The organism is Bacteroides sp. Marseille-P8574 (assembly GCF_902825465.1).
Classification (GTDB): Bacteria; Bacteroidota; Bacteroidia; order Bacteroidales; family Bacteroidaceae; genus Bacteroides; species Bacteroides uniformis.
Genome location: NZ_CADEBE010000001.1, coordinates 1,198,630 through 1,211,333, shown reverse-complemented (window position 1 = coordinate 1,211,333; position 12,704 = coordinate 1,198,630). Strand labels below are relative to the sequence as shown.

Annotated in this window: 6 protein-coding genes; all 6 read left to right on the top strand. The window is 50.1% G+C overall.

What is annotated here, in order from left to right; all coding sequences use genetic code 11:
* Positions 1-4: 4 nt before the first annotated feature.
* Positions 5-1,963 (top strand): transglutaminase domain-containing protein, encoded by a 1,959-nt coding sequence (locus tag HUX74_RS05180; RefSeq protein ID WP_174646321.1) that lies wholly within the window; start codon positions 5-7, stop codon positions 1,961-1,963.
* A gap of 34 nt (positions 1,964-1,997) precedes the next feature.
* Positions 1,998-3,680: an O-antigen ligase family protein gene (locus HUX74_RS05175; protein ID WP_174646320.1), complete on the top strand. Its 1,683-nt coding sequence runs from the start codon at positions 1,998-2,000 to the stop codon at positions 3,678-3,680.
* 124 nt (positions 3,681-3,804) lie between these two features.
* A complete protein-coding gene (locus tag HUX74_RS05170) occupies positions 3,805-4,878 on the top strand; it encodes an efflux RND transporter periplasmic adaptor subunit (protein WP_034529001.1) in 1,074 nt (357 codons plus the stop codon).
* Positions 4,879-4,914: 36 nt separating this feature from the next.
* Positions 4,915-7,986: an efflux RND transporter permease subunit gene (locus HUX74_RS05165; protein ID WP_174646319.1), complete on the top strand. Its 3,072-nt coding sequence runs from the start codon at positions 4,915-4,917 to the stop codon at positions 7,984-7,986.
* The gene (locus HUX74_RS05160) at positions 7,983-9,455 is read left to right on the top strand and encodes a TolC family protein (protein ID WP_174646318.1); all 1,473 of its coding nucleotides are present in this window, start codon (positions 7,983-7,985) and stop codon (positions 9,453-9,455) included. The genes HUX74_RS05165 and HUX74_RS05160 overlap by 4 nt, the downstream gene beginning before the upstream one ends.
* Positions 9,455-12,661 carry an efflux RND transporter permease subunit gene (locus HUX74_RS05155; RefSeq protein WP_174646317.1) on the top strand — a complete coding sequence of 1,069 codons (3,207 nt, stop codon included), beginning with the start codon at positions 9,455-9,457 and terminating at the stop codon, positions 12,659-12,661. Before HUX74_RS05160 ends, HUX74_RS05155 begins: the two co-directional genes overlap by 1 nt.
* The last annotated feature ends 43 nt before the right edge of the window (positions 12,662-12,704 follow it).

Genomic DNA, 12,704 nt, shown 5'->3' with positions numbered 1-12,704 from the left:
TGATATGAAACATTGGTGTGTATGGGTATGGTTTACAGCAGGTCTGTTTATGGCTTGTTCTTCGGAAAATCAGTGGTTGGACACAGCTTTGAATCTTGCCGGTGATAACCGTGCGGAGTTGCAAAAGGTACTGGACCGTTACAAGGAAGAGGACGGTGACAAATATCGTGCTGCTTGTTTTCTGATAGAGAATATGCCTTTTCATGGTGCTTACGAGGGAAAGGCCTTGGAGAATTACAGGAAGTATTTCAGTGAATACGTTTCATTTCCTTATTCCAGGCATGTGCAAGAGTTGATTGATTCCTTGAAAAGAGCAGATGGAGAATTTTCTATAAATCAATTGACTTATAAGAGGGACATTATGACGGTGGATTCCGCTTTTTTGGTCAATCATATAGAATGGGCATTCAAAGTCTGGCGGGAGCAACCTTGGGGAAAGCATGTTGATTTTGATACTTTCTGCGAATATATATTGCCTTATAGAATAGGGGATGAGCCGCTTTCTCTCTGGCGCAAAGAAATTTATGAGTGCTATAGCCCGATTTTGGATGAATTCAGGAAGACAGATGAGGCTGATAATCCTAAGGTTGCCGCCCAGTTGTTGATGGATACGTTGCGGAAAGCGAACTACCGGAATACGGCTCTTTTTCCGGTGGGGCCTCATTTGGGACCGGATGTACTGAAATGGCATACGGGCAGTTGCCGAGAGTTTACGGATGCCATGATATATGTGTTGCGGGCATTGGGCATTCCGTGCGGAGTAGATAGGGTGATGGTATTAGGAGACAACAATGCCTCTCATTTCTGGAATTTTGTTTTGGATAAGGAAGGAAAGGCATACATTGCAAATCTTCCTTATGAAGAAGTATGGAGCAAAGCGGAAGAATATAGCATTTCGAGGGGAAAAATGTACCGGGCAACCTATAGTATTGATAAGGAGGCGGTACGGAAACTGGGGAAATATTCCGATGTTTACCTGGCATTCCGACGTCCGTTCTTCCGCGATGTCACTGCACTTTATACCGGTAGCAGGAATTGGACTGTAGCTCTTCCGGATTCTTTGCTTTCCGGACAGTTTCGTGAGGGGGATATGGTGTATTTGTGCCTTGCCAACAGACTACAATGGCAACCTATAGGATATACTTTCTTTAAAAAGCGGGAGGCTCGTTTTGAGGATGTGGGAGGCGGGGCGGTCTTTACGCTGGCTGCCTGGAACGGAAAGGAATACGCTGCAGTATCTTCTCCTTTTCTTCTGGAGCGTGAAACCGGAAAGATACGGTTCATTGTTCCGGAAGCTGAAAAGCAGGAATTGGTCTTGTATAGGAAGTGCCATCTTACTTTGAGTGTTCTTTTCAATGACCGGATGATTGGGGGAGTAGTGGAAGGAAGCGACCGGGCAGACTTTGGGTGGAAGGATACTCTACTTTTGATAAAGGAGGCTCCGTATCGGCTATATACTGTGGCCCGGTTGAAGTCTGATAAACCGTATCGGTATATGCGCTATAAGGGTGCTGACGGATGTTTCTGTAATATCTCGGAACTGGCTTTTTATGAGAATACGGAAGATACCATACCTCTATATGGGGAAATCATAGGTACTCCGGGAAGTTTTGAAGACAATACACATGAATATTTGAACGCATTTGACGGTAATCCGGATACTTCATTTGATTATATACATCCGGATGGAGGATGGACCGGGATGGACTTTGGAAGTCCCCATCGTGTGGAGAAGGTGGTGTATACTCCTCGTAATGAGGTGAATTTTATTTATAAAGGTAATTTGTATGAATTGTTTTATTGGGGTGGAGGAAAATGGAATTCTGTCGGGCGGCAAATGGCTGTGTCAGATTCTATTGTCTATTCAGGGTTTCAAGGTGCTTTATTTTATCTGAAGAATCACACAGCCGGTAAAGATGAACGGATTTTTGAATATAAAGACGGGAAACAAATCTTTTGGTGAATTATAGAATACTATTGAATATTTGATAGATAGAATGAATAATGTACGTAATCTATTGACTGGAAGTTTGGTCTACATTGCTTGTATAGTTTTATTGTCTTTGGCATGTAACGTTTCTTCCGGACTTCCTGTAGCTGATGTTATAGGGCAATGGCTCTATTTCGATAAAAGTGCATTGGTAGTTGCAGGATGTCTGTTGATGGCTGGATTGATGATGGAAAAAAGGTATTTTCTTTTTATACCGGTTTCGTGGGTATTGGTAATGCTGGGGGGCATTGAGGCTGTTTGGGGATTGAGGCAGCTTTATGGTTATGCTGTGTCCAACCATTCCTTGTATGTATTGACAGGTTCTTTCTTCAATCCGGGGCCTTATTCCGGCTATTTGGCCATGATACTTCCGGTCTGTCTGCATCAATGGCTGACCAAGAGGGGGGAGATTCTCTGCTCTGACCGGAATGACGGGAAAGGATGGAAAAAGGTGATGGATAAAGTTGGAGCTATGGTTGCCGGTGGCGTGATGCTGCTTATCTTTTGTGTGCTTCCGGCAGGAATGAGCCGTTCGGCATGGTTGGCGGCAGGAGTTTCCTGTCTGTGTGTATATGCTTGGCATATGGATTGGACGGATAAGTTCAGATTATTATGGCAGCAGCAAAGGCAGCGTGTGGTGATGGTAGTGGTCGGTGGATTCTGTGTCTTGCTATTGGCGGGCTATTTACTGTTTGTCTTGAAACCCGATTCTGTACGTGGCCGTCTTTTCATGTGGAAGATAACTTGTCGTGCCATTGCAGAAAAGCCGTTGACCGGATATGGGATTCATAATTTCGCAGCAGCCTATGGAAATGCGCAGGAAACTTATTTTGCAGCAGGTGATTATGAACCGTGGGAGGAACGTGTGGCGGGAAGTCCAGAATATGCATTCAATGAATATCTGCAGGCTGCGGTCGAACTGGGCATTCCTTTGGCTGTATGTCTATTGGTTGTGGTCGTGCTGTGTTTGTATAGGGGAGTCCGTAAAGGACGTTATGGTATCTGTGGGGCTATTCTTTCTTTGATGATATTCTCTTTTTCCTCCTATCCGCTACAACTTCCGGTATTTATCGTTACATTTGGAGGATTGCTTGTAGCGTGCTTGTTCGGTGCCGACCGTTGGCAATGGTTGGGGGTGGCTGTATTAGTAGGCATCATTGGCGGTTTTCGCCTGAAGAATGACTTGCGAGTGGAGCAGGCTTGCCGGGAGTGGATGAATGCGCGTGTGTTGTATAGTGCAGGTGCGTATCAATCGGCAGAGAAAGAGTACGGGCGCCTTTATCCTCTGTTGAGGGACCGGGCATCTTTCTTGTTCGAATATGGGCATGGATTGCACAAGCAGCAGCAGTTCGGTAAATCCAACCGTATTTTGAAAGAAGCTTTACTGCGTAGTTGTGACCCCATGATACTGAATGTGATAGGCAAGAACTATCAGCAGATGGGTGACTGCTTATCAGCGGAAGACTGGTTTATCCGTTCCACCCATCGTTTGCCGGGGCGTATTTACCCCTATTATCTGCTTGCGAAGCTTTATGCGGAACCAGGATTCAGACAATCGGACAAGTTTGAAAAAATGAAGCGGATGGTATTGACGAAAGAGCCGAAAGTGCATTCTACGGCAATACGACAGATGAGGGAGGAAATAAAAAAGATTCAGCTTATTTTTGTCCATATCAAAAAAAATGAATAAAAACGGAAAGTGTTAATAATGAGCGAACTAATTGCTAAAGTGCTATGAAAAAAGTGTCCACATGCAAATATCGGTTCGTTTTTTTGAAACGATTAATTTTATCAATTTATAATTGAGTATGAATATGAAGACACAGAACTATCGATACCTGCTATGCATGGCCGTTGCCCTGCTTGCCGCCTGCTCCGATGCCGGAAAGGGAAAAGAGTCCGAGGAAGGGGTGGCAACCGTCCTGCCAAGTGAAAGCAATGAAGTGACCGTGAAAGTCCTGAAGCGGGCGACCTTTGAGCATGAACTGGTGAGCAACGGAAAAGTTACCGCCGGTGCCATGGCGGATTTGCGTTTTGAGACCACCGGTGTAGTGGCACACATCTACGTGAAGAACGGTGACCCGGTGCGCAAAGGGCAGAAACTTGCCGAACTGGATAAGTTCCGCCTGAAGAACAAGACCGCGCAGGCCAAGGATGCCTTGGAAAAAGCGGAACTTGAGTTGCAGGATGTATTGATAGGGCAAGGCTATCCGGTGGGGGATGCCTCCAAAGTACCTGCTGACATCATGAAGCTGGCCCGCGTGAGGAGCGGTTACGACCAGAGCCTCGCCCAGTATGAGCTTGCCGCGTATGAAGAGGAACACGCCACGCTGGTTGCGCCTTTTGACGGGGTAGTGGCGAACCTGTTCTCCAAACCGTTCAACGAGGCAAGTACCTCGGAAGCCTTCTGCTCCATTATCGGTACTCAAGGTATGGAGGTGGACTTCACGGTGCTGGAAAGCGAACTGCCGTTGATAAAGAGTGGCGACAAGGTGATTGTTACCCCTTATTCGGATGCCGGCTTTAGGCAGGAGGGGCGCATCACCCAAATCAATCCTCTGGTGGATGACAAGGGGATGGTTAAGGTGAAGGCTGCCGTCAATGGCAAGGGACGGCTGTTCAGTGGGATGAACGTGAGGGTGAACGTGCACCGCTCTCTGGGCGGACAGCTTGTAATCCCGAAGAGTGCCGTGGTGTTGCGTTCGGGCAAGCAGGTGGTGTTTACCCTGAAAGACGGAAAGGCGCAGTGGAACTATGTGCAGACCGGTCTGGAGAATGCGGAAAGCTATAGTATGGCCGACGATGCCCTGAAAGAAGGCGATACGGTCATTGTGACGGGAAATGTGAATCTGGCACATGAAGCATCGGTGAAGGTGGTTGATAGATAATGAGTGATAAGTGGTAATTCAAAATTCATAGTTCAATTGATAAAGTTTTTGATACAGCGGCCTATTGCCGTACTGATGGCATTTATAGCATGCTTCATTGTCGGGCTGGTGACTTACTTCACCTTGCCGGTATCCTTGCTGCCCGATATTGCCATCCCGGAAATTACAGTGCAGGTGTCGGCGCAGAATACCTCGGCGCGTGAATTAGAGAATACGGTGGTGAAACCTCTGCGGCAGCAGCTCATCCAGGTGGCGAAACTGAAGGACATGGACAGCGAGACGCGCGATGGTGCAGGCATCATCCGCCTGGGCTTCGACTTCGGTACGAATACCGACCTTGCCTTCATAGAAGTGAACGAGAAGATTGACGCCGCCATGAACTATCTGCCCAAGGATGCCGAACGCCCGAAGGTGATAAAGGCAAGTGCGACGGACATTCCTGTCTTCTACCTCAACCTGACCCTAAAAAACGACAGTGCATACGGCAAGACGGACGAACGTGCGTTTCTTGATTTGTGCGAGTTTGCCGAAAATGTCATAAAGCGTCGCATCGAGCAGTTGGCAGAAGTGGCAATGGTGGATGTCACGGGTTTGGTCGAACGCCAGTTACAGATTGTGCCCGACCCGGATAAGCTTGCTGTGTTGGGGCTCTCCATTGAAGACATAGAAAACGTGCTGGCGCAAAACAACGTGGAGCCGGGCAGCATGACTGTGCGCGACGGCTACTACGAATACAACATTAAGTTCTCCACCCTGCTGCGGACAGAGGAGGACGTGAAGGGCATCCTGCTGCGAAAGGAAGGACGTATCATCCGCTTGGGAGACTTCTGCCGGGTAGAGATTGTTCCTGCCAAGGAGAAAGGTGTCTCCATGAGCAATGGCAAGCGTGCCGTTACCCTTGCCGTCATCAAGCAGGCGGACGAGAATATGGAAGACATGAAGCTTGCCATCAACAGCACGATGGACTACTTCAAGAAAGTATATCCCGACATTGATTTTAGCATCAGCCGTAACCAGACGGAGTTGCTGGACTATACCATCTCCAATCTGCAGCAGAACTTGTCGTTGGGTTTCCTGTTCATCTGCATTGTGGCGGTACTCTTCTTGGGTGACATCAAATCACCGTTCATCATCGGGTTGAGTATGGTGGTATCTATTGTCATCTGCTTCCTGTTCTTCTACTTGTTCAAGATGTCACTCAATATCATTTCTTTGTCGGGATTAATCCTGGCGTTGGGTATGATGATTGACAGCAGCATCATTGTGACGGAGAACATTTCGCAGTATCGCGAACGGGGCTATTCGTTGCGGCGGGCTTGCGTGACGGGAACGAGTGAGGTGATTACGCCCATGCTGAGTTCGTCGCTGACCACTATTGCCGTATTTGTGCCGCTGATATTCATGAGCGGCATTGCAGGGGCGTTGTTCTACGACCAGGCATTCTCTGTTACGGTGGGGTTGCTGGTTTCCTACTTCACGGGTATCATGCTGCTGCCGGTCCTCTATATGCTGGTCTACCGGACGGGGTTGCGCGGCAGGTCGTGGTTCTCCCGCATCCGTATCAACAATCCGTTGAAGGAACATACGCTGGACCGTTTTTATGATGCGGGCATCGACTGGGTATTCTCCCACAAGACGGTAAGTAGCGTATTCTGTGTGGTTTCTATTCCTCTTTGTGTCTTTCTGTTCTATTCCATAGCCAAGGAGCGTATGCCGCAGATAGACCAGAATGAACTGATAGTCCACGTGGAATGGAACGAAAATATACATGTGGACGAGAACCGGCATCGTGTGAATGTGCTGTTCGGACAGTTGTTGGACAAGACTGTGGAACAGACGGCTGCCATAGGCCAGCAGGACTATCTGCTGAACCGTGAGCAGGCTCTCTCTTCTTCGGAGGCAGAATTGTATTTCAAGACTTCCTCGCCTGACGGGATTGCTCCCTTGCAGAAGCAGGCGGGCGAGTGGCTGACACGGGAATATCCGTTGGCGACAGTCTCCTTTTCTCCACCCGAAACCGTGTTCGAGAAGCTTTTCGTGACCGGGGAGGCCGATGTGGTGGCGGAACTTTATGCCCGTAACAAGGAGAAGGCGCCGGCGGCGGAAGAATTGCGCGGACTGGAACAACAGTTTGCGGAGCTTACGGGGACAGCGCCCGTAGGTATCGCTTTCGAGAACCAGCTTGACATAAGCATTTTGCAGGAAAAGCTGTTGCTCTATGACGTTTCGTATGACGAGCTTTACCGTACGTTGCGGACAGCGTTCAAGGAGAACAGCGTAGCTATGCTCCATTCCTACCAGCAATACCTGCCTATCAGCATTGTGGGCGAGGAGCGGACAGTGAATGAGGTGCTGCAGCAGACATTGATACAGACCCGTCCGGACAGTAAGGGCGAAGTGGAGCATATTCCGCTTCGGGAGCTGGTAAAGGTGCGTCCGGCCGAGGATTTGAAAACGATTACGGCAGGACGCAACGGTGAATATATACCGTTCCGTTTCTATGAAGTGGACGATGCTCCGGAGTTGATGGAAAAGGTGAAGCGGGAGGCAGATGCCACGGGTGACTGGGATACGGCCTTCTCCGGCAGTTTCTTCTCCAACCGCCAGATGCTGGACGAGTTGGTGGTGATTCTTTTCATCTCTATCCTGCTGATGTATTTCATTCTTGCCGCCCAGTTCGAAAGCTTCGTGCAGCCGCTCATCGTGCTGCTGGAAATTCCGATAGATGTGGCGTTTGCCCTGCTTCTGTTGTGGATATGCGGACATACCCTGAACCTGATGTCCGCCATCGGACTGATTGTGACGTGCGGTATCATCATCAACGACTCCATCCTGAAGCTGGATGCCATTAATGAATTACGGAAAGAGGGGATGCCGTTGCTCGAGGCCATCCACGAGGCGGGACGGAGAAGGCTCCGGCCCATCATCATGACATCGCTCACCACGATATTTGCCATGGTTCCGCTGCTGTTCTCGTTCGATATGGGGTCTGAGTTGCAAAAGCCGCTTTCCATAGCGATGATTGGGGCGATGTTCGTGGGGACACTGGTCAGTCTGTTCATCATCCCGTTGATATATTGGTTTATTTATAGAAAAGAAAGAACATGAAGAAATTAAGTCTTATACTTTTGTTCAGTCTGGGAGCCCTTTCCGCTTTTGCCCAACAGCGGATAACGCTCGATTTGCAGCAGACCATTGCCCTGGCGAATGACAGTTCGCTGGAAGCCTTCCGCACCAAGAACATGTATCTGGTCGGTTATTGGGAATACCGCACCTATAAGGCAAACCGCCTTCCCAGCCTGACGCTGAACATGACTCCGGCACAGTACAACCGTGATATCACCAAGCGTTACGACTCCGAACAGGACCTTGACATCTATCGCAGCCAGCAATCCTTCTATGCATACGGCAATCTTGCCGTCAGACAGAATTTCGACTTGACGGGCGGTACGTTCTATCTGGATACGGAGCTGGGCTATATGCGGAGCTTCGGTGGAAACAAGTATACCCAGTTCACCAGTGTCCCGGTTCGTTTGGGCTACTCGCAGAGTCTGGTCGGTTACAATCCTTTCCGTTGGGAACGCAGGATTGAGCCGCTGAAGTACGAAAAGGTGAAGAAGGAGTATATTTACAATGCAGAGCGAGTATCCGAGCAGGCCACTACCTATTTCTTTGCGCTTGCCATGGCACAGGCGGAATATGACTTGGCCAAGGACAATGCCGTCTCCACCGATACCCTCTACCGCATCGGCATGCAGCGCCTGAAAATAGCCGCCATCAGCCGTGCCGACCTGCTGACGCTGAAACTCGACGTGGTGAACGCCCGCAATACTTTGCAGAATGCCGCCAGTGCCTTGAAGCGCGCCATGTTTTCGTTGGCATCTTTCCTGAATATGGAGAAGAACACGGATATCAGGGTGTCGCTTCCGGGACGTCCGAGGGCGCTGACCATACCGGTTGATGAGGCTTTGCTGGCCGCTCAAGCCAACAATCCGGAATTTCTGGGGCTTCGTCAGGAAGTGCTGGAAGCCGAGCAGACAGTAGACAAGACGAAGAAGGAATCGCGCTTCAACGCCAGCATCAACGCCAGCGTCGGCTTCAACCAGGTGGCAGAGAAATTCGGTGAAGCATACAGGCATCCCATGCAGCAGGAGATGGTGTCGGTCAGTGTCTCCATTCCACTGGTGGACTGGGGCGTGAGGAAAGGCAAATACAACATGGCGAGGAACAATCTGAACGTGGTGAAGACTTCTGCCCGGCAGAGTGAAATCAGCATTGAGGAGGAGGTTATCATGACCGTCAGCGACTTCAACGTCCAGCAAGCCCTCGTCGCCAGTGCCGAAGAGGCCCTCGACCTTGCCATCCTGGCGTATAACGAAACCCGCCAGCGCTTCATTATCGGCAAGGCAGACATCAACAGCCTGACCCTCTCGCTGAACCGCCAGCAGGAAGCGCAACGCAATTACATCTCCGCCTTGCAGGACTACTGGCTGAATTATTACAAGATACGGAAACTGACGTTGCACGACTTTGCCAGCGGATTTTCGCTGTCGGAAAAATTTGATTATAATAACTGATGAAACGAGTTTCTTCCTTCACCGTCATAGTGGCGTTTGTCTGCCTTGCTTTGGTAGGGGTGGCGTTGATACCGCTGCTCCCCGTCAAGCTGAATCCGTCACGCAGCCTGCCCGGCTTCACGGTGGGTTTCAGCATGCCTGGCACTTCGTCGCGGGTGGTGGAGATGGAAGTGACCAGCAAGCTGGAATCCATGCTGGCGCGTATCCGCGGAGTGAAGCGGCTGAACTCCACCTCGGGCAACGGCTACGGCAACATTACTGTGGAGCTGGACAAGCATGCCGATGTCGAGGCAGTCCGCTTCGAAGCTTCCACCATCATCCGGCAGACGTGGCCCCAATTGCCCGAAGGTGTCAGCTATCCCACCATTCACATGAAAGTGCCCGACGAGAACGCCTCACGCCCTTTCATGTCCTTCACACTGAATGCCCCTTCCACTCCGATATTGATTCAGCAGTATGCCGAGGAGCATATCAAGCCGCGGCTGGCAAATATTCCGGGTATCTATAAGGTGGAACTCAGCGGTGCCACGCCCATGGAGTGGAGACTGGAATATGACAGTGAACAGTTGCGCTTGCTGGGTGTGACCCTATCGGACATCAGCGAGGCAGTACAGCGGCATTACCGGAAGGAATTTCTGGGTACGCACAATGTGGATACAGGTAACGGTAGCCGGGAATGGATACGCCTGGCACTGGTGCCGGAGAGCAACTCCCTTGGTTTTAATCCTGCTGCCATCACCGTGACGGCTACCGACGGGAAACTGCTCCGCTTGGACGAACTGGTGTCGGCTGTCCGTATGGAGGAGGAGCCGCAAAGCTATTACCGCATCAATGGGCTGAATTCCGTCTATCTATCCATTACTGCGGAAGAAACTGCCAACCAGTTGCAACTGAACCGTGCCGTGATGGACGAGATGGAAGCTGTTCGGCAGGTACTTCCTGTCGGATATGAAGTGCATACCAGCTATGATGCGACCGAGTACATACGGGAAGAACTGGACAAGATTTACTTCCGTACCGGTTTGACGGTACTCATCCTGCTTGTATTCGTATGGCTCATTACTCGTAAGTTGAAATATCTTTTTCTGATAGTTACCAGCCTGGCTGTAAATATAGCGGTGGCACTTATCTTCTACTACCTCTTCGGACTTGAGATGCAGCTTTATTCGCTGGCGGGTATCACTGTCTCGCTGAATCTGGTGATAGACAGCACCATTGTCATGACCGACCACATTCTGCATCGGCGTAATCTCAAGGCCTTCCTGTCGGTGTTGGCGGCAACCCTCACTACGATGGGTGCGCTTGTTATCATTTTCTTCCTTGACGAGAAGATACGGCTCAACCTGCAGGACTTTGCAGCGGTAGTGATCATCAATCTGGCTGTTTCCTTGATGGTGGCATTGTTCTTTGTTCCGTCGATGATTGAGAAGATAGGACTGGTGAGGCGGATTACGGGGAAGAAGAGGCGTCTTGTCTTGCCGGGGCTGACGCAAACATTCAAAACAAGGTTGGGACGGATTTTCAGCCGTTTCCCCGTTTATTTCTCCTGCTGCTACTCTGCTCTCATCCGTTTTCTGTGCCGTTGGCGCTGGGCTGTATGCCTGCTGTTACTGTTGGGTTTCGGTCTGCCCGTTTTTCTGTTGCCCGACAAACTGGAAGGAGGGGGAAAATGGGAAGCTGCTTACAATAAGGTATTCGGTTCGAATACCTATAAGGAGTCGGTGAAACCCATTGTGGACAAGGCGCTGGGCGGCAGCTTGCGGCTTTTCATACAGAAGGTGTACGAAGGCAGTTACTTCACCCGTAATGAGGAGGTGGTGCTCTATGCCAACGCCAACCTTCCCAATGGCAGCACCCTCGAGCAGATGAACACTTTGATGAAACGTATGGAGACCTACCTCAGCCGGTTCAAGGAAATCAGGCAGTTTCATACTTCCATCTACAGCCCCCGGCGTGCCAGTATGCAGATTTATTTCAAGAAGGAAGCCCGGAACAGCGGTTTTCCCTATACACTGAAAGCCAATATGATAAGCAAGGCACTGGAACTGGGAGGCGGCAGCTGGGGCATCTACGGATTGCAGGACCAGGGGTTCAGTAATGACGTCCGCGAGAGTGCCGGCTCCTACCGCATCAGGATGTACGGCTACAACTACGACGAACTCTATGAGTGGGCGGAGAAGCTGAAGGCCAAGCTGCTGACGCACCGGCGTATCAAGGAAGTGCTCATCAATTCGGAGTTCTCCTGGTGGAAGGATGACTATCAGGAATTCTACTTCAACCTGAACAAGGAGCGCATGGCGCAAGAGGGCATCGACGCGCAAGTGCTTTTCTCTGCGGTGCGCCCCATCTTCGGCAAGAATCTGGAGATTGGCTCGGTAGCGGCCGAGCAGGGAACGGAGAAAATCAAGCTCTCTTCCCGCCAGTCTGCCGAATATGACATCTGGGCGATGCAGTTCTTTCCCTATGGAGTAGGAAACGGCAAGCATTACAAGCTTTCCGAACTGACTACTGTGGAAAAGGGACAGATGCCGCAGGAGATTGCCAAAGAAAACCAGCAGTACCGCCTCTGCCTGCAATACGAATATATCGGCTCCAATGAGATGGGCAACAAGATACAGAAACGTGACCTGGAGGAGTTCAACAAACTGTTGCCGATGGGTTATACAGCCGAGTCGGACAGCAACAGTTGGTCATGGGGCGAGAAGGACAACCGCCAATACCTGCTTCTGCTGGTGGTGATAGCCATCATCTTCTTTACGACCAGCGTTCTGTTCAACTCCCTGAAGCAGCCGCTTGCCATCATCTTTGTGATTCCGGTTTCTTATATCGGGGTATTTCTTACTTTCTATTGGTTCCGGCTGAACTTCGACCAGGGCGGTTTTGCCTCGTTCGTCCTGCTGTGCGGCATCACGGTGAATGCCAGCATCTATGTCCTGAACGAGTACAACAGCATCCGACGTCGTTTCCCCCGTCTTTCCGCTCTTCGTGCCTACGTCAAGGCGTGGAATGCGAAGGTCGTTCCTATTTTCCTCACGGTAGTTTCTACCATTCTGGGATTTATCCCTTTCATGATAGGTGAGGACAAGGAGGCTTTCTGGTTTCCATTGGCGGCGGGTACCATTGGCGGACTGGTGATGTCCGTCATCGGTATCTTCTTTTTCCTGCCGGTTTTTGTGCTGAAACAGCGTGATTTTCTTAGGAAATGATTACTTTTGCTCGATTTTGTTACCTGAATGGATACTTGAATTT